13 protein-coding genes are annotated in these 18,265 nt (G+C 45.2%); 9 read left to right on the forward strand and 4 right to left on the reverse strand.

Annotation, left to right across the window (positions count from 1 at the left end; translation table 11 throughout):
* Window positions 1-55 precede the first annotated feature (55 nt).
* The gene (locus tag ACN6MV_RS05110) at window positions 56-1,012 is read right to left on the reverse strand and encodes a D-2-hydroxyacid dehydrogenase (protein ID WP_042124481.1); all 957 of its coding nucleotides are present in this window, start codon (window positions 1,010-1,012) and stop codon (window positions 56-58) included.
* An 88-nt stretch (window positions 1,013-1,100) separates the two neighbouring features.
* Between ACN6MV_RS05110 and thpR the strand changes: the two genes are divergently transcribed.
* The 3 genes from thpR (at window position 1,101) to ACN6MV_RS05125 (ending at window position 3,444) form a co-directional block, all read left to right on the forward strand.
* Window positions 1,101-1,703 (forward strand): RNA 2',3'-cyclic phosphodiesterase, encoded by a 603-nt coding sequence (gene thpR / locus ACN6MV_RS05115; protein WP_419885844.1) that lies wholly within the window; start codon window positions 1,101-1,103, stop codon window positions 1,701-1,703.
* A gap of 77 nt (window positions 1,704-1,780) precedes the next feature.
* Complete coding sequence (locus tag ACN6MV_RS05120; RefSeq protein ID WP_419885845.1) at window positions 1,781-2,686, forward strand: cell wall hydrolase; 906 nt, start codon at window positions 1,781-1,783, stop codon at window positions 2,684-2,686.
* Between the two features lie 74 nt (window positions 2,687-2,760).
* Window positions 2,761-3,444 (forward strand): metal-dependent hydrolase, encoded by a 684-nt coding sequence (locus ACN6MV_RS05125; protein WP_375104897.1) that lies wholly within the window; start codon window positions 2,761-2,763, stop codon window positions 3,442-3,444.
* A 69-nt stretch (window positions 3,445-3,513) separates the two neighbouring features.
* On the opposite strand, the gene ACN6MV_RS05130 is transcribed toward ACN6MV_RS05125, so the two are convergent.
* Complete coding sequence (locus ACN6MV_RS05130; RefSeq protein WP_076119887.1) at window positions 3,514-4,701, reverse strand: MGDG synthase family glycosyltransferase; 1,188 nt, start codon at window positions 4,699-4,701, stop codon at window positions 3,514-3,516.
* 267 nt (window positions 4,702-4,968) lie between these two features.
* Here ACN6MV_RS05130 and ACN6MV_RS05135 point away from each other — a divergent pair, with 267 nt between their 5' ends.
* From ACN6MV_RS05135 to ACN6MV_RS05155, 5 genes are all read left to right on the forward strand, one after another.
* On the forward strand, window positions 4,969-5,544 hold the full coding sequence (locus tag ACN6MV_RS05135) for a TetR/AcrR family transcriptional regulator (RefSeq protein ID WP_094871433.1): 576 nt from the start codon (window positions 4,969-4,971) through the stop codon (window positions 5,542-5,544).
* A 204-nt stretch (window positions 5,545-5,748) separates the two neighbouring features.
* Window positions 5,749-8,103 (forward strand): YhgE/Pip family protein, encoded by a 2,355-nt coding sequence (locus ACN6MV_RS05140; RefSeq protein WP_375104898.1) that lies wholly within the window; start codon window positions 5,749-5,751, stop codon window positions 8,101-8,103.
* A gap of 363 nt (window positions 8,104-8,466) precedes the next feature.
* Entirely contained in the window at window positions 8,467-13,062 is a 4,596-nt protein-coding gene (gene gltB / locus ACN6MV_RS05145; protein ID WP_419885846.1) for a glutamate synthase large subunit, read from the forward strand.
* A gap of 212 nt (window positions 13,063-13,274) precedes the next feature.
* Window positions 13,275-14,186 (forward strand): ABC transporter ATP-binding protein, encoded by a 912-nt coding sequence (locus tag ACN6MV_RS05150; RefSeq protein WP_139328552.1) that lies wholly within the window; start codon window positions 13,275-13,277, stop codon window positions 14,184-14,186.
* Entirely contained in the window at window positions 14,179-14,967 is a 789-nt protein-coding gene (locus ACN6MV_RS05155; RefSeq protein WP_076119890.1) for an ABC transporter permease, read from the forward strand. Before ACN6MV_RS05150 ends, ACN6MV_RS05155 begins: the two co-directional genes overlap by 8 nt.
* Window positions 14,968-14,975: 8 nt before the next feature.
* Here ACN6MV_RS05155 and ACN6MV_RS05160 read toward each other — a convergent pair whose 3' ends face one another.
* Both ACN6MV_RS05160 and ACN6MV_RS05165 read right to left on the reverse strand, forming a co-directional pair.
* Window positions 14,976-15,425, reverse strand: a complete 450-nt coding sequence (locus ACN6MV_RS05160; RefSeq protein ID WP_076119891.1) for a bactofilin family protein — start codon at window positions 15,423-15,425, stop codon at window positions 14,976-14,978.
* A gap of 40 nt (window positions 15,426-15,465) precedes the next feature.
* Window positions 15,466-16,584 (reverse strand): M23 family metallopeptidase, encoded by a 1,119-nt coding sequence (locus ACN6MV_RS05165; protein ID WP_419885847.1) that lies wholly within the window; start codon window positions 16,582-16,584, stop codon window positions 15,466-15,468.
* Between the two features lie 207 nt (window positions 16,585-16,791).
* Between ACN6MV_RS05165 and cls the strand changes: the two genes are divergently transcribed.
* Window positions 16,792-18,222 carry a cardiolipin synthase gene (gene cls / locus ACN6MV_RS05170; RefSeq protein WP_419885848.1) on the forward strand — a complete coding sequence of 477 codons (1,431 nt, stop codon included), beginning with the start codon at window positions 16,792-16,794 and terminating at the stop codon, window positions 18,220-18,222.
* Window positions 18,223-18,265: the final 43 nt, after the last annotated feature.

Below are 18,265 nucleotides of genomic sequence, written 5' to 3' on the forward strand. Positions count from 1 at the left end.
ATCCCAGGATTTTTTTCATTATAGAACAAGTGTTCTTAAAAATCAAATGTTAAATTTAATATTGGCGGGCATAATCAACGAGATTCAGGGATGGAGTGCCAGTAGATAAATAGGAATTCATATTTTCGGTAAAAATATTTACGATCCGATTAGCGTATTGATCGGTTACGCCAGCGGAATGAGGAGTGATGACTACCTGGTCCATAGTCCAAAGCGGATGATCCTGCGGAAGCGGTTCGGTTTCGAATACATCTAATCCGGCACCTCTAAGCTGCCCGCGGTTCAGTGCATCAATTAGAGCCTCAGTATCCGTAGTTGCACCACGTCCAACGTTAATGTAGTAGGAGCCTTGTTTGAAGGCAGAGAAGATTGCAGTATCGAATAAATGCTTAGTTTCATCGGTAATTGGGAGTATATTGATAATAAAGTCACCTTGGCTCACAGCTTCTGGCAGGTGGTCCGTGGTATACACTTGATCAAAATCAGCGAGTGGCTTGCCTGAGCGACTTACTCCGATCGTCTTCATCCGGAAAGCTTTAGCAATTCTGGCTGTTTCGCTGCCGATGGCTCCAGTCCCGACAATAACGGCTGTCTTACCGAATAACTCACTTTCACTGCCGTCAGAATTCCAGTAGCGGTTCATCTGATTACGAACAGCTGTATGCAAATTACGCGTGAAGAGAAGCATGAAGCCGAAGATTACCGCAGAAATAGGTTCGGCGTGCACTCCGCTCCCGCTAGTTAACAGGATTCCACGTTCCTTAAAACGCTCCAGCGGAAGCTTCTCAATTCCTGCAGACCAGGATTGAACCCAGCGAAGGGGAGAATCTGGACGAAGAAGGGTATCGGCGATGCCTTTGCCCCAACCGATTACGATTTCAGCATCAGCGAGCAGCTGCAAATCCGGATTTTTCCCGTCTCCTTGAGTGAATGTATAACCGGGTGCTGCTGCTTTGACCCTTTCTTGTTGCTCGGCGGTAAGTGGTTGTAAACATACTATGGACTTAGTCATGATGTATTCCTCCTGCTCTACGGTTTGATGAAAATGGATAATGTTATAGGATAAGGATACCAAATCTATAGGAGAAGGTGAAATTGATATGAACGCTAACGTGTCGGATAAAGATTCAGAACGGTTGTTTATTGCTGTGAAATTACCCTCAGTACTTCAACAAGTTGTCGCGGAAGAGTGCTCTAAACTATCTCAAGAGTTTCATTTTGCAAAATGGACTCATCCAGCGGATTATCATATTACCCTGCAATTTTTGGGAGACACTCCAAAGACGAAGATCCCGGATTTAATCATGGCGTTGAAGCAGATGGCAGGGCAATGCCGCCCCTTTAAACTATCCTTGGACAAATGGAATACATTTGGTCTTCCAAAGGCTCCAAGAGTGTTATGGGTAGGGGTTTCTGGCGAATTAGAGGAGCTGAATTTACTAGCTGAGAGAGTACACACTGCGACACTTCCATTAGGATTTTCAGCCGAATCTAGGGAGTACAAACCGCATCTCACAGTGGCACGAAAGTACCTTGGAAAAATTTCATTTGATGATAAATTGCTGGAAAACTTACTGAAATTGGATGATGAAAAAAGATCAGAAATCTTTCATAGAGACTGGACGATTGATAGTTTTGTGTTGTATGCTACCAGAATGTATGCCATTCCTATGTATGAAATGATTGAAAATATTACATTTTAAAATCGGTATTTTAGTTTTCAAAGCTTCCGTTTTCGGTTACATACAATAGGAATGTGCCGTGAAATAGGAGGAATATCATGTTAATCTTTAAACAAAACCGCTATATCGCGTTGCTTGTTGGCGTTATACTAGTGTGTTTCTCTGCCATAAGCTTAATGCAACCTAACCAGGTTGCCGAGGGGAAAATAGATAGTGTGCAGATGGATAAGTTGCAATCCACCAGCCGAGCATCGATAATTAGTTATTTGCAAGAAGAATCAACAGCTAGTAAGACGAGGGGCACTAATAAAGTTTCACAAACGAATAAGCTTTATAACACAGTTAACCTGTTCAGTTCCGCTTGGAAACCAGAGCAGGGTGTAGAATGGCTTAGTAAGAATAAAATAAAGCTACAAAATACATCGCAAGCTTCCATAGTTCGGGTAAAGGCTGATGTAGTACAATCTAGTCCAACTGCGCAGAAAGCGACGCAATTGGCGGAAACAGCAACAAAGAGTGCTCAGACTGTAGTTAAGACAGCCTCAGCATCTCAGAAAAACCCCCTCACAACATTGTACTTCTCTCGGACCGAGCTATTAAGCCAGGAGCAGCAAAGTAAAGCAACCCGGCGCTACGCAGTATCCGAAGAAGAACTGCTTCTGCTACAAAAAATTGTAATGGCAGAGGCGGAAGGTGAACCGTACCAGGGCAAGGTGGCAGTTGCCAACGTTGTTCTGAATAGGCTACGGTCAGCCAATTTCCCCGACACGATATATAAGGTCATTTATCAAAAGCACCAGTTCAGTCCTGTAGCTAACGGGCGTCTTAAACGTGTGAAGCCTAATGATGATAGTATTAAAGCGGTGAACGCTGCGCTTTCTGGCGTGAAAGAAGTTCCCGATGATACTTATTTTTTCCTATCACTTAAGCTTGCGGAGGATCTTACCGTGCATCATTCACAGGAGTATGTTAAGACCATTGGCAATCATACTTTTTATAAATAAATGACCGATTCTGTGAACCTCAGCTATTTATAGGGTAAACTAGACTATATAACCCTGGAGGTGGAACAATTGTCATGAAGATCACTTATTACGGACACTCAGCACTGCTGGTAGAGACAGAGCAAGCGAAAGTTATTATTGACCCTTTTTTGTCAGGAAATCCGAACTCCGGTATTTCACCTGATGACATTACTGTAGATGCTGTTCTGCTGACACACGGTCACTCTGATCATTTTGGAGATGCTGTGCAAATTGCCAAACAGAATGATTGTCCGATCTTTGCTGTTTTTGAGCTTGCAGAATACTGTCGAATGAAGGGTGCCAAGGTTAAACATATGAATATAGGTGGCAGTCATATTTATGGTGCCATTACCGTTAAATATACTCAGGCGTTTCATTCCTCATCGATTCAGGAAGGCGACCTTTGGATTTATGCTGGACAGCCCGCTGGGATTTTATTGACGATAGAGGAGAAGACGGTATTCCATGCAGGTGATACTGCACTGTTCAGCGATCTGCGTCTGATTGGTGAGAGAACTGCGATTGACTTGGCAGCTCTGCCAATAGGCGATATGCTGACCATGGGACCGGATGATGCGCTCCTTGCTGCACGCTGGCTGCGAGCAGATAAGGTCATACCGCTTCATTACAATACATTTCCGGATATTGCTCAGGATGCTGTGGGTTTTTGTGATCGGCTGCGTCAAGAAGGGGTAGAAGGATTCCCGCTTAAAGCTGGCGAAGGTATAGAAATATAGTAAATCCAGATTACATGTTAACACAAAAAAAGCAGGTATCTAGGGAGTTCCCCGGTTACCTGCTTTTCTTTATGGTGTAATACACACAGCTTCTTCGCCTCGGGCTTGAGCTCTTGCCCCTCTGATGTCAGCTGTTTTGTCTACCGGATTGCCTAACATCTGCAGAACAGTAGTCGCGCAGGTTTGCGGCTGATGCTTATCTGGAGCAAGACGGCGTTTACGCTGCTCTTCGAGAACAGAATACTCATGGAGCATCATAGAGAACCATTTGTCCACTACTTCAGAGTCGAGCACCTCTGCTAGTCCTAGCTCTACGAAATATTGGCAGTTTTTCTCTTCCTGGCCTGGAATAGCTTTATAGAAGAGCATTGGAATTCCCTTCGCCTGACCTTCCGTACAGGTCATGCCTCCAGGCTTTGTGATCAGTAGGTCGGAAGCATCCATCAGTTTATTGATTTCACTGGTGTATCCAAGAATCCTGACGTTAGGATGATTGAGTCTTGGATTGGACTTCATTTTGGCTATAAGCTTCTCGTTGCTACCCATACAAAAGATAAGCTGGATGTTATCCATTCTAGCTGTGAGTGAATTCATAATCTCTTTGCCGAACATCAGTCCCCAGCCTCCACCCATTATGAGTACAGTAGGGATATCTGCTAGACCTAGTTCCTTACGGAGCTGCGTCTTGTTGGAACGTTCCCAGAACTTCGGATGCACTGGAATGCCGGTGACTGTTACAAGCTCTGGAGCGATCCCACGGCCTGTCAGAATAGATTTGACGCGCGGGGTAGAGACGAGATATCGGTTGACCTCGGAATTTACCCAGCTACCGTGTGCATCATAATCTGTAATTAACGTATACAGCGGTACCTCCAATCCGCGACGCTTTAGTCTGGAAATGACAGCGGCTGGAATGGGGTGGGTGCAAATAATCAAATCAGGCTTTAGCTGCTCGATTACTTGTGAGGCATGTGTATAAAAAATCCGGTGAAGTGCCATCTTAGTCAACGGGTTCAATGATTTATGATATTGTGTCTTATACATCATGCCGACCAGCTTGGGCTGGCTGCTAACTGTTTTTCGGTAAGCGGAAAGAATCCATGGGGCGACCATCGGGTTAAGAAATTTACCTAGCTCGATGACTCGGCACTGGACATCCGGATTCAGTAGCTTTATCCCTTCGGCCAGAGCATAGGCTGCTCCTGTGTGGCCCGTACCGAAGCCTTCCGAAAACAGCAGTACTCTTTTCTTTCGCATAAGTTCACCTGCTACTTTCCTTTTCAATAGAAATGCGGAATTTCTTCTAACATAGATTAGGGAAAACTGTTCTCTACTCACATTATACAAATAAGACGTAAATAGAAAGTTAAAACCCTGCAATAAATAAAAAAATAAAAGATTTTCTAAAGTATTGCAAACTGCTGAGCTACATGTTAAAGTAATGAATGACCAATTGACCGGATTAGTAAAGTGGTCAGAAAGTCGGCGGTAATGATATTTTCTGGAGAAAGGAAGTGGGCACGGGTGGCAGTGGTGGATCGAAGACAGCAGGTACTTCAGGCCGCAGCAAAATCCTTTTCATTATTCGGCTATAAGGCGACTACCATGGATCAGGTTGCAAAGATCGCAAATGTTGGAAAAGGAACCATTTACACCTTTTTTACAAACAAGGAGCAATTGTTTGATGAGATCCTGCGCGATATGATGGTAGAAATGAAGATGATTGCTGATCGCGAGATCAGGCGAGACAGACCTTTCTTTGATAACCTGCATCGTGTGCTGGATGCCCTGCTGGAATTTCGAAGTGAGCAGGAGTTATTCATCAAGCTTTCCCAGGAGAGTCGCGAATTCGGAACGCCGCAGGCAGGAGAAGGGCTCGAGAAGATCGAGAACTTAGTTTTAGAATATTTAGAACGGGAGGTGCAACAAGCGCTCCAAAAGGGAGAAATTAAACCTTGCGATCCTAAAATCGTATCTGTAGTCATGTTCAGGTTATATATTGTATTGACTGCTGAACTGAATAAAACACATACTCCCTTGGACAAGGAACAGATTAAGATGTATTTTCATTTGTTTCTCGCCGAAGGATTGGCACAGTAAGCGTTGATTCAGGATAGGGATGGCGTTATCAGATTCGCTTTCCCTTAACAATTTTCAAGCTGTTTTAGGCATTGAAGAAGGGCCGAAAGGCGTTTTTTTATCCCCTAAATTGACCAAATGGGGAAAACAGTCACTTAGTGTTACGCAATATTTCGTAAACAAAGCATTTTAAAGAGAGCATAAGCTCATAAGGAGAGAACCAGAATGAAATCATTATCCGTATTTACCAAGGATCTTGGCGCAGCCCTGAGAAATCCAAAGGTGCTGATTCCGATGATTGCCATCCTATTTATTCCGGTGATGTATAGCGGATTCTTCCTAAAGGCATTCTGGGATCCGTATGGCAAGATGAATGAATTACCGGTTGCTGTGGTCAACCAAGACGTCGGTGCTAATTATGAAGGAAAACAACTTCAGGCCGGAGATGATCTGGTTGAAGAGCTTAAGGTAACCGATGGCTTTCAATGGAACTTTGTTTCACTAGAAGAAGCGCAAGCAGGAATGAAGGACAATACCTATTATATGGCGATTATTGTTCCAGAAGACTTCTCTGCTAAAGCAACTACGCTTTTGGATGATGAACCACAGCCGGCAAAAATTATTTATGAGCCAAATGAAGGCTACAACTTCTTGGCCGGTCAAATCGGTGGAACGGCTGTAGCAGAAATTAAATCTAAAGTATCCGCTAAGGTAACAGAGGCTTATGTAGAGTCTGTATTCAATCAGATCACTGATGTATCTAAAGGACTCGGTGAAGCGGGAGATGGAGCTAATAAGATCGCCGACGGTGCAGGCAAGCTGGATGACGGCGCTTTGAAGCTGAAAGAGAATCTTCTTGTACTGACTGAAGGAACCGGCAAGCTTCAAAATGGTTTAGAACCACTTACTAAAGGTGTATCTGACTTGAATGCAGGTGCTACGGCTCTGCAAACTGGATCTAGTACATTGGCAGGCGGTTTGCAACAATTATCAGACGCTCATACACAGCTTCAAGATGGTGTTGCACAAAGTGCTGCCGGTAGTAAACAGCTTAGTGATGGCTTGCAGCAAGCTGTAACAGGTGCTACACAGCTTCAAGCAGGAACGAAGTCTGCTGTAGATGGTACTACTAAACTACAAGCAGGAACACAATCTTTAGTTGACGGCAGCGCGAAGCTGAAAGAAGGTCTAACCTCTTCCGTTGATGGCAGCGCGAAGCTAGAAGCAGGATTACAGGCTTCCGCAGAAGGCAGCACTAAGGTTACTGAGGGCGCTAAAGCGGTCGCTCAAGGTTTGCAGCAATTGGCACAGGCTAGTCCTGAGTTGGCACAAAATCCAGCCGTACAGAAGCTCCTAGCAGCCAGTGCAGCTGTTGCACAAGGTAGTGAACAACTGCAACAAAGTCAACAACAGTTGGTACAAGGAGCAAGCGCACTTCACAGTGGGCAAGAGCAGCTTGTACAAGGTGCCACTCAGCTGCATGCTGGTTCGCAGCAGGTTGATGCTGGTGTAACTCAATTGCATGACGGAGCAAAGCAATTAAATGCTGGTAGCACTCAGCTCTTGGCAGGACAACAAAAATTAGCACAAGGTGCATCTGCACTTGTAACGGGTGGCGATAAGCTGCAAGCAGGTATGCAACAATTCGGCGCGAAGCTTAGTGAAGCTGCAGCTGGGGGTAGCAAACTTGCTGAGGGTGGTAAAGCTCTCGGAGATGGTACAACGAAATTACTCAGTGGTGTTGGTGAACTAGGCAGCGGTATTGGTGCTGTAGCTGACGGTTCCAAACAATTGGCTGACGGTGCAGGCGAGTTGAAGAATGGGATGGATGATCTGAAATCTGGATCAACAGAACTAGCAACTAAGCTTGGTGAAGCTGCTGAACAAACAGGCAGCGTGAATAAGTCAGATAAGATGATGGAAATGTTCGCACAACCAGTTGTAGTTGAGGATCAAGTTGTAAATCATGTACCGAACTACGGCACAGGGTTTGCTCCTTACTTCTTATCCCTTGGGTTGTTCGTAGGTGCTCTGATTTCTACGATTGTTATTCCAATGCGTGAATCAGCAGTTATTGGCGCTAGCCGCCTGAATCGTTTTATCAGCCGTACGCTTACTTTCTCAATCATGAGCTTTATCCAGTCTATGCTGGCTGCTGTGGTTGTATTGTACGGACTTGGACTAGAAGTACAAAGTGTTCCATTGTTCTTCCTATTTACATTCTTGACTAGTTTAGTGTACACATGGGTAGTTCAATCCATTGTTACTTGGCTGGATCAACCGGGACGTTTTGTTGTTATCGTTATTCTTATTTTCCAATTAACAACTAGTGCCGGAACATTCCCGCTTGAATTGATCCCGAACTGGATGAAATTCTTTAACCCACTGCTTCCAATGACTTACACAGTTAGTGGTCTTAAATCAGTAATTTCTACAGGGGACTTCAGTGCAATGTGGAGTGACGTAGGTGTACTTGCAATCTTCGGTCTTGGATTCCTTGCTCTTACTTTCGCTTACTTCATGACCCGCAGTCGGGACAATGAAGCTGGAATGAAAAGTGAACAAGCTATGACTGTATAATTTGAAAAAAGTATAAAAAAAGCGTCTCCTTCGGGAGGCGCTTTTTTTGAGTTCAAATCATTAAAACCCTTTTTCTTGCAAACATTCATAGGTGATGAAAATCCTTGAAACGCTTTCATTGCATAAGTTCTTATGCGTTCTTTGTGCATAATTATGCAGAGTGAGGTTTTTTTAAACTTTTGTCCACTAAAGCTGTGTCGCAAAAAGAAATGTTAATCAGCATCATAAAAAAGTTTAAATTGCGCTGTTGTCACCTCGGTGATAAAATAATAGCACTAATCTGGCTTGAATAATTATTAAAATTTTAATCTGAAAAATTTTCCTAAGATTACGCCATACTTTATAATAGAAAGGTTGCGTTCGATGAGACACACTGAACTGCCCGGAAAACAGGGCCTGTATGATCCCCAGTTCGAAAAAGATGCTTGCGGCATGGGATTTGTAGCCCATATTAAAGGCAAACCGTCCCATGATATCGTTAGTAACGCTTTGACAATGCTCTTTAACATGGAGCATCGGGGAGGACAAGGTAGCGAACCCAACTCTGGTGACGGAGCAGGTATTATGCTGCAAATTCCGCACCGTTTCTTTGCAATTGAAGCTGAGAAGCTAGGCTTTGCATTGCCTGAACAAGGCCATTATGGCGTGGGTATGATTTTTTTATCTCATGATGAAAAGGTTCGGGCTCAACATGAAACTCTCTTAAGCACAATTATTGCTGAAGAAGGTCAGGAAGTACTCGGCTATCGTGATGTACCTACCTATGATGAAATGCTTGGCAAGACAGCGAAAGCTGCTAAGCCTTTTGTGCGCCAAGTGTTTATCGGTCGCTCGTCCTCAGTTACGAACGAATTGTCTTTTGAGCGTAAGCTTTATGTCATCCGCAAGCGTGCAGAGCTTGCGATTCGCTACGGTGGTGTAGAAGAGGCTGAATCCTTCTATATTCCAAGCTTATCATGCCGTAAGATCGTATATAAAGGCATGTTGACTACAGAACAAGTCGGACAATTCTACCTGGATTTGCAGAACGAAGAGCTGGAATCAGCGATCGCGTTAGTTCACTCCCGTTTCAGTACAAATACCTTCCCAAGCTGGGAACGTGCGCATCCCTACCGCTTTATGATCCATAACGGTGAGATTAATACCTTGCGGGGTAATGTGAACTGGATGCATGCTCGCCAGTCGCTGTTCAAGAGTGAAGTGTTCGGCGAAGATTTGAACAAGATCAAACCTGTTATTAACCCGGATGGATCGGACACTGCAATGTTCGATAATACCTTTGAATTTCTGTACTTGAGCGGACGCTCCTTGCCGCAGGTAGCTATGATGATGGTTCCTGAACCATGGAGCAATCATGACAGTATGGACGCTGACAAAAAAGCTTTTTATGAATACCACAGCACTTTGATGGAGCCGTGGGACGGGCCTGCTGCAATGGGCTTTACGGATGGCGTACAAATTGGCGCTATTCTAGACCGTAACGGCTTACGTCCTGCTCGTTATTATGTAACGAAGGACGATATGATTATTCTCTCCTCCGAAGCGGGTGTTCTGGACATTCCAGCAGAGGACATCTTATATAAAGACCGTCTGAAACCTGGACGCATGCTGCTCGTGGATACCAAAGAAGGCCGTATTATCTCCGATGAGGAAGTCAAATCGGCTATCGCCTCCGAGAAGCCTTACCGCCAGTGGCTGGATGAGCATTTGATCAGTCTCGAGGAGCTTCCAGATGCGCCTGAGCTGCCAAATCCTAAGCATGACAATGTGCAGCAGCTACAGCAAGCATTCGGCTATACTTTTGAAGACTTGCGCAAGGTGCTTGAGCCAATGGCATCTACCGGTGCTGAAGCTGTCGGTTCCATGGGTTATGATGCACCGCTCGCTGTGCTTTCGGACCGTCCGCAGCGCTTATATAACTATTTCAAGCAAATGTTTGCCCAAGTAACGAATCCTCCAATCGATGCTATTCGTGAAGAGCTGGTCACCTCCACAACAACTACGATTGGTCCTGAGCGTAACTTGCTAAAACCAGAACCAGAAAGTTGTCGCCAAATTTCGCTGCACACACCGATTCTTTCGAATGAAGATTTTGCTAAAATTCGTCATGTTCGCCGTGCGGGCTTCAAGTCGATGTCTATTCCAATTCTTTTCCCAGCGGAGCTCGGTGCAGAAGGAATGCGTATCGCGCTTGAACGTATGAACGAGGCTGCTGATCGCGTTATGGCTAAAGGGCATAACATTCTGATTCTGACGGACCGCGGTGTAGACAGTGAGAATGCTGCGATTCCAGCTCTACTTGCGGTATCGAGTCTGCATCACCATCTAATCCGTCAAGGAACCCGGACAAAAGTTAGTATTTTGCTCGAATCCGGTGAACCTCGTGAAGTCCATCATTATGCACTTCTGCTCGGTTATGGTGTGAGTGCAGTGAATCCATATCTGGCATTTGAAAGCCTGGATGATATGATCGGCCAGGGCTTACTGCGTGGAATCTCGCATGAGAAGGCTGTGAAGAACTATATTAAAGCTGCGACTAAGAGCGTAGTTAAGATTCTTTCCAAAATGGGAATTTCGACTATTCAATCCTACCGGGGGGCACAGATCTTTGAAGCTGTGGGTCTGAACTCGGAATTCGTGGATCGTTACTTTACTTGGACACCTTCCCGCATTGGCGGTATTGGCCTAGAGGAAGTGGCAACTGAGGCACTTATTCATCATAACCGTGCTTTCACGGATAAAGACGGAAATGATAAAGTGCTTGATTCCGGTGGTGATTATCAATGGCGAAATGATGGGGAAGAGCATTTGTTCAACCCACAGACCATTCATCTGCTTCAGCACTCTGTGCGTAGTGGAGATTATAAGATGTACAAGAAATATGCTGCACTTGTTCAAGGTGAAAGTGAGAAGCATCTGACGATTCGTTCCTTATTGCAGTTCAAGTCCGCTTATGAACCGATTCCAATAGAAGAAGTAGAACCAGTTGAATCTATTATGAAACGGTTTAAGACAGGCGCGATGTCCTTTGGTTCCATTAGTAAGGAAGCGCATGAGACACTTGCTATTGCAATGAACCGGATCGGTGGTAAGAGTAATACTGGTGAGGGCGGAGAAGACCCAGCCCGTTATATCCCGGATAGCAATGGCGATTCCCGTCGCAGTGCGATTAAACAAGTAGCCTCCGGACGTTTTGGGGTTACCTCGAACTACCTTGTTAACGCTGATGAGATCCAGATTAAGATGGCTCAGGGTGCTAAACCAGGGGAAGGCGGACAGCTTCCAGGTCGTAAAGTTTATCCTTGGGTGGCTGAAGTGCGTGGCTCAACAGCTGGTGTGGGCTTGATTTCTCCTCCACCGCATCATGATATTTATTCGATTGAGGATTTGGCAGAGCTGATCTATGATCTGAAGAATGCAAATCCACGTGCAAACATTAATGTTAAGCTCGTATCTGAAGTCGGAGTAGGTACGATTGCTGCTGGCGTAGCCAAAGGGCGCGCTGATATTATCCTGGTTAGCGGTTATGACGGAGGTACAGGTGCCTCACCGATGAACTCCATCCGTCATGCAGGTCTTCCATGGGAGCTTGGCTTGGCTGAAACGCATCAGACGTTGATGCTGAACAATCTGCGTGACCGTGTTGTTCTGGAAACAGACGGAAAAATGCTTAGCGGACGCGATCTGGCAGTAGCTGTATTACTTGGTGCTGAAGAGTATGGCTTCGCTACTGCTCCACTAGTAGCTGTAGGTTGTATCATGATGCGTGTCTGCCAAATGGATACTTGTCCGGTTGGTGTTGCGACACAAAATCCAGATCTTCGTAAGAACTTTACGGGTGATCCGCAGCATGTGGTTAACTTTATGACCTTCGTGGCGCAGGATTTACGCGAAATTATGGCGAGTCTTGGCTTCCGCACGATTGAAGAGATGGTAGGCCGTACAGATTGCTTAGACGCTGCTCAAGCTTCGCAGCATTGGAAGAAGAAGGGCGTAGATTTGAGCAGTCTGCTGCATACGCCTGAAATGCCAGAGGGAAGCACACGCTTCTGCAGTAAACGTCAGAATCATGGTCTGGAAGAGACACTTGATGTCTCCAAACTGCTGGATCTGGCTGCACCTGCACTAGAGTCTGGTACGGCTGTAGAAGCATCGCTGCCGATTACGAACGTTAATCGTGCTGTTGGAACCATCCTTGGCAGCGAGTTGACTCGTAAATACGGGGCAGCCGGCTTGCCTGACGATACGATTCGTCTTCATTTCACAGGTTCAGCTGGTCAAAGCTTGGGGGCATTCGTGCCTAAGGGGATCACGCTTACGGTGGAAGGCGATTCCAATGACTACGTTGGTAAAGGACTGTCGGGTGGTAAGATTATTATCAAGCCTTCTCCGAAAGCTACCTTTGCTGCTGAAGACAATATCATTATCGGAAATACTGCATTCTATGGAGCGACAGGCGGAGAAGCTTATATCAGCGGTATCGCTGGTGAGCGCTTTGCCGTTCGTAACTCTGGAGCGAAGGTTGTTGTAGAAGGCGTGGGCGACCACGGCTGTGAATACATGACTGGAGGCCGTGTGGTTGTCCTTGGCGAAACAGGTCGTAACTTTGCGGCTGGGATGTCTGGCGGTATCGCTTATGTCTACGACCCAGATAGATCCTTCGTCGGCCGCTGCAATCTCGAAATGGTACTGCTCGAAAGAGTAGAAGAGCTTGAAGAGATCGAAGAGCTGCGCGGGCTGATTAGCCGTCATGTAGAGCTTACAGGCAGTGAGGCAGGAGCGCGGGTGCTGGATCAGTGGGCAGATAGCTTGCCGAAGTTTGTTCGTGTTATTCCGAAGGATTACAAACGGATGATGGAGCAGATTCGCAAAGTGGAGCAAACCGGATTGACCGGAGAAGCTGCTTTGATGGCTGCATTTGAAGCGAATATGCGTGAGCTTGCACGTGTAGGTGGCTAATTAGTTGCCGCTGAAATAACGAAATATTGAATGAAGTGAGATTAGGGACTTGGTCTTTTCCGTTTGCGGAGGCCAGGTCCTTTTTGTTCAAATCGAATCAATGCCTCGGTCTAAACAACGTTAGACTGTTTCTTTTTTGTAATTTTCTGAAAAAAACGGTATGGTAAACTTGTTTGTAAATGAAAGGGAGTGATACTGTGTCAAATACAGAAATGATGTCTGAGCCTGTTGCACGTTTGCAGGGAGTTACCAAAAAAATAGGCTCTAAGACGCTTGTGAGCGATTTAACACTTGATATCCCACCGGGTCAAATATTCGGTTTTTTGGGACCAAACGGAGCAGGGAAGACGACAACAATACGGATGATGGTAGGATTAATTTCCATTAGCAGTGGGGACGTCCTGATCAGTGGTCATAGTATTAAAAATAATTATAAAGAGGCTATCGCAAGTGTTGGGGCTATTGTAGAAAATCCTGAAATGTACAAGTTTCTGTCCGGGTATCAGAATCTTAGACAATTTGCACGGATGGTACCGGGGGTCAGTAAGCAACGGATTGATGAAGTTGTGGAGCTGGTCGGGCTTGGTCAAAGGATTCATGACAAAGTAAAGACTTATTCCCTAGGGATGCGCCAGAGACTTGGAGTGGCTCAGGCGCTACTAAACCGGCCGAAGCTACTGGTTCTAGATGAGCCAACCAATGGGCTTGATCCACAAGGCATACGTGAGCTTCGTGACTATCTTCGCCTACTCTGTCGTGAAGAAGGAACAACTGTATTTGTCTCCAGCCATTTACTTTCCGAAATGGAGCTCATGTGTGACAGTGTAGCCATTATTCAGAATGGGCAACTGCTGGAGGTAAAACAACTAAAAGAGGTTGGCAATGTTACAATGCCTATCGGAGAAACCTTGTTTGAGGTTGACGATGCCGAAGCTGCACTTGCGCTCATTGGACAAGGAACATTAAAGAGCGGTGGGCTTGTAGTTGAGGCGGCACGTGAAGATATTGCTGAGTTTAATGCCAGACTAGTGGCTGGTGGGATTAAAGTGTACAGTATCAAATCACTTGCCCGTACGCTAGAGGATCAATTCTTAGAGGTTACAGGAGGTGAAGGAATTGAGTAATTTTACAGCGTTGATACATAATGAGAACATCAAGATATATAGTCGTGCCCGCACATGGGTGATGCTGATTATTCTAGCAGTGTTTAGTGCGTTTCTTCCGGCTCTTATGTATTTCACAACGGATAACCCAGCATCACGCTTAGGCGTTTGGGACAGCTTCCAAATGATAGTGAGTGTTGTATTCTTCCTGAATACGATCTTCGTTGTTGTTATAGCCGCTGACTCCGTAGCGGGCGAATTTACTTGGGGAACCATCAAAATGCTGCTGATTCGCCCGTGGAGTCGTTCCCAGATCTTGCTCTCAAAATACATTAGTGTTGTGCTCTTTAGCTTGCTTTGTACTGTGGTATTGATTGTTTTTGGTTTAGTTTCATCGTTTATTTTCGCCAACCCAGCTGGAGATGCACTGTCTTCAATTGTAACTTGGAGCCCTGCTGAGTATTCCTTTTTAGATCTCCTATGCCGCTACGTCACTCTTTTCTTGACGGTTACGCTTGCTTTTATGATTTCATCCGTATTCCGTGCAAGTGGATTGGCGATTGGTTTATCCATGTTTATCATGTTCGCCCAGAGCATTTTCGCGGCTTTGCTTAATCCTGATGTGTTCGAATGGGCCAGATATTTAATTTTCACTCATATGGATCTAAGGGTTTACATTGGATCTGATATTGGCCCAGGTGGTGCTACACTTGGCTTCTCTATTGGTATACTAGCAGTGTATTATGTTTTATTCTTGGCTGTTTCCTGGTTTGTCTTCCGTAAACGGGACGTTGCTGGATAAAAATAAACTTAACCGGCTTCAAGCGTTTCTTCTGCTTTGGAGGAACGTTTGGCTGTCTTGTCCTTTTTCGTATTACTTTTGAGCTCACCTGCTTGTTCAGAGGTGGGCTGTTCTTGCATGGCGATGGACCCATTAAGCAGGCTGCCCTCCATAATGCTGAGTGCTCCTGCAGAAATATTACCGTGTAGCTCGCCGGTACCAGTCATAATGAGCCTACGATCCGCGGTAACATCTCCATATACTTTACCAGCGATAACGATTTCTTCTGCTCTAATACTGGAGCGCACCGTGCCTTCCTCACCTACAGTGACTACACCACTGCATATAATTTCACCGCTAAAGGTACCTTCAATCCGCAGGTTCGTATCGCAATGCACTTTACCCTCGAGCGTACCCCCGTGCCCGATTAGAGAGTCAGTAGACTTGAAAGGGACTCGTTGCTGCCGCTTGTTCCACATGTATATATTCCTCCTAATCATATAGTTAAGACATTAATGCTTAAGGTTTAACATAATTCAATGGATCCACAGTTTTATTCTGCTTCACTACTTGAAAATGAAGATGAGGTCCTGTGCTGCGGCCCGTGTTTCCAAGTAGCCCGATCTTCTGGCCTTTGCTAACCTTGTCCCCTGGAGATACAATCATTCCCTTCAGATGCATATACCAGGTTTCAAGACCGTTGGAATGCTTAATCACGATATATTTGCCTCTTGCGCCCATCTGCTCGGCGGTAACGACCTCTCCATCTAAGGCGGCATATACAGGATCGCCTAAGTTCCCGGCAATATCGACACCCGAATGGAACGCTGATAAGCCCTTAAAGGGATCTGTTCGATAGCCGAAGCTTGAGGAGATGACCCTGGAATCAGTAGGCCAGAGCACTGCTGCATTTAGTCTGGCTTGTTCTGCCTTAGCCTTTTTTGCTTGTTGATTTGCTTGTACGTTATTTTCATGCTCCGCTTGAGTGATGGTCTGCGTAATACTTTCCACCATTTCATCGAGCATACTGTGGATCTCTTCAAAGTCGTCTTTTGTTTCTTCCACCAGATTTAGCGATTCGTTCTGATAGGCCGCGATATATTCTCCGCCTACCTGTGGTGTTATTGCACTTTTAAAGGATGTTTCATTAGGTATGGGTATAGCATTACGGCTTGATAAGCCTAAGGTTGAATTTGAAGCGGTTGAATCAGTTTTTGATTCATTGGTTTCTGTGGCGGAGCCTTTGCTTTTGTTAATCAATGACTGCAGCTCCTGTTCCAGCGCGTTTACACTCTTCAGCTTGTCTTTAATACTGTCTGCCTCTTCTGATAGTTCGCTGACTTGATCACGTAGCTGCATAAGATCTTTATCCTTATCAGCGACCTTCATTTCCATGCGGAGATTGGTTAGTGATAGTGCGGCTGCCTCAGCTTCCAGTTGTGAGATCGACTGCGAGGCATGGAAATGCATAGAGGTGACCAGACTGGAGAGGGACAGGGCTGCTGCTGCCGGCAGGGCGAACGCAAGTGGCTTGGAGATCTGGAGTTGTTTGACGGGGCGCCCGGCATCCCTTACGACGAGCAGCGTAATCCGGTTATGATCTGGCTGACTCTTCATGGCTTCTCCTTTCTGCGGCATATGGCAGCCGCCTTACGATACACGAAGCTAACGACCTTACTTCCATTAGGCTCATCCCGAATTGTCTTACTACTCTATGTATTCCATATCTTTCGGGAACATGACAACGGTTTGTTTGAATAAAGAAAGAGAGTTACGGCAAAACCTGTACTAGAGTCGTCGCAGCGAGTCTATTGCAACTGTTTTATTAATGGAGGAGGTAGCGAATTGAAGACCTTTGCGATAATTCTAAGTCTTTTTATTATACAGATCGCAGTAATTGTATTTATGGAGTTCCGTCGCCCGCAAAGGGCTATGGCATGGCTGTTCATTTCATTCTGTTGTCCACCGCTTGGCCTTGCATTCTATTATTTTCTGGGCCGTGATTATAGACAGAATCGAAAATTAAATAAAAGATGTATTTCACTCTTCCGTGAAATTCGTTCGCATGTCTCTGGCAATATTAAGGTAGTAAAGGATGTTACTGAGAGTGGAAACACTCAGTTTGAGAATAATAAAGGTCTATTGGATTTGCTCTCAAAAATCGCAGAAGGACCGATTACTGGTCACAATAAGAGCAGGGTATTATCAACTGCTAGAGAAGCATATGATGCTATGCTTGATGCAATGGAAGAGGCGAAAGAACATATACACATGGAATTCTATATTTATCGGGATGATGAAATTGGGGAGCAGTTTCAAGATGTTATGATTCGGAAGGCGCGTCAGGGCGTTAAGGTGCGTTTACTTTGTGATGGTCTGGGCAGCCATCATTTAAGTCGAAGATTCATTCGTGTGTTGAGAAATGCGGGAGTAGAGTTTCACTTTTTTTTACCTCCGATTAGTTCTCTATTGGAGCGTCGTTTTAATTTCCGCAATCATCGGAAGATTCTAGTGGTTGATGGGCTCATTGGTTTCACTGGTGGAATGAATATAGGGGATGATTATTTGGGGAAGGATCTCAAAATGGGATATTGGCGTGATACCCATCTGCGTCTAGAAGGTGACTCGGTATATTATATTCAGCATGTCTTCTTAAAGGATTGGAGATTGGCCTCTGGCGAAAGTATGAGCCATCCGCGTCTGTTCCCAAAACATGCTTGTGAGGCGCAAGAAGCAGTGCAGATTGTTGGGAGTGGCCCGGATGCTGCAATTGACGCTTCTCAAGAGATGTATTTTGCCGCTTTATGCGCAGCGAAACATCGGATTTGGATCACATCTCCGTATTTTATTCCTGATCCTTCCATCTGCCGGGCTTTGAAAAGCGCAGTACTTCGTGGAGTGGATGTAAGAATTATTATTCCGGCGAAGCCTGATAATATGCTTGTCTATCATGCTTCTTTGTCTTATTTAGAAAATTTACAAGATGCAGGGGTGAAATTCTACCGCTATACGAAAGGATTTATGCATGCCAAGATCATGATTATCGATGAGCTGATCGCTACGGTGGGGAGTGCAAATCTGGATATGCGCAGCTTTTATTCTAACTTTGAATTGACTGCTGTGCTTCTGCATCCGGATGCTATATCTCCACTTGTCAGAGGATTTGAGAAGGATCAAAAGCACAGTGAATTTATTGATCCTGTAAAGTTTAAGGAGAGAGGGAGAATTGTCAAACTCGGTGAAGGGCTGTGTCAGTTGTTATCTCCGCTATTATGACTGGAAAGGGGACTTAATCTGAATTTTTCGAAGGATATATCGT

Source organism: Paenibacillus sp. B-A-8 (genome assembly GCF_048572915.1).
Taxonomy (GTDB): domain Bacteria; phylum Bacillota; class Bacilli; order Paenibacillales; family Paenibacillaceae; genus Paenibacillus_AQ.

What these genes read in the sequence shown, in the direction of transcription:
- ACN6MV_RS05110 (WP_042124481.1), bottom strand. Translation starts at nt 1,012, where the DNA reads ATGACTAAGTCCATAGTATGTTTACAACCACTTACCGCCGAGCAACAA.
- thpR (WP_419885844.1), top strand. Translation starts at nt 1,101, where the DNA reads ATGAACGCTAACGTGTCGGATAAAGATTCAGAACGGTTGTTTATTGCT.
- ACN6MV_RS05120 (WP_419885845.1), top strand. Translation starts at nt 1,781, where the DNA reads ATGTTAATCTTTAAACAAAACCGCTATATCGCGTTGCTTGTTGGCGTT.
- ACN6MV_RS05125 (WP_375104897.1), top strand. Translation starts at nt 2,761, where the DNA reads ATGAAGATCACTTATTACGGACACTCAGCACTGCTGGTAGAGACAGAG.
- ACN6MV_RS05130 (WP_076119887.1), bottom strand. Translation starts at nt 4,701, where the DNA reads ATGCGAAAGAAAAGAGTACTGCTGTTTTCGGAAGGCTTCGGTACGGGC.
- ACN6MV_RS05140 (WP_375104898.1), top strand. Translation starts at nt 5,749, where the DNA reads ATGAAATCATTATCCGTATTTACCAAGGATCTTGGCGCAGCCCTGAGA.
- gltB (WP_419885846.1), top strand. Translation starts at nt 8,467, where the DNA reads ATGAGACACACTGAACTGCCCGGAAAACAGGGCCTGTATGATCCCCAG.
- ACN6MV_RS05150 (WP_139328552.1), top strand. Translation starts at nt 13,275, where the DNA reads ATGATGTCTGAGCCTGTTGCACGTTTGCAGGGAGTTACCAAAAAAATA.
- ACN6MV_RS05160 (WP_076119891.1), bottom strand. Translation starts at nt 15,425, where the DNA reads ATGTGGAACAAGCGGCAGCAACGAGTCCCTTTCAAGTCTACTGACTCT.
- ACN6MV_RS05165 (WP_419885847.1), bottom strand. Translation starts at nt 16,584, where the DNA reads ATGCCGCAGAAAGGAGAAGCCATGAAGAGTCAGCCAGATCATAACCGG.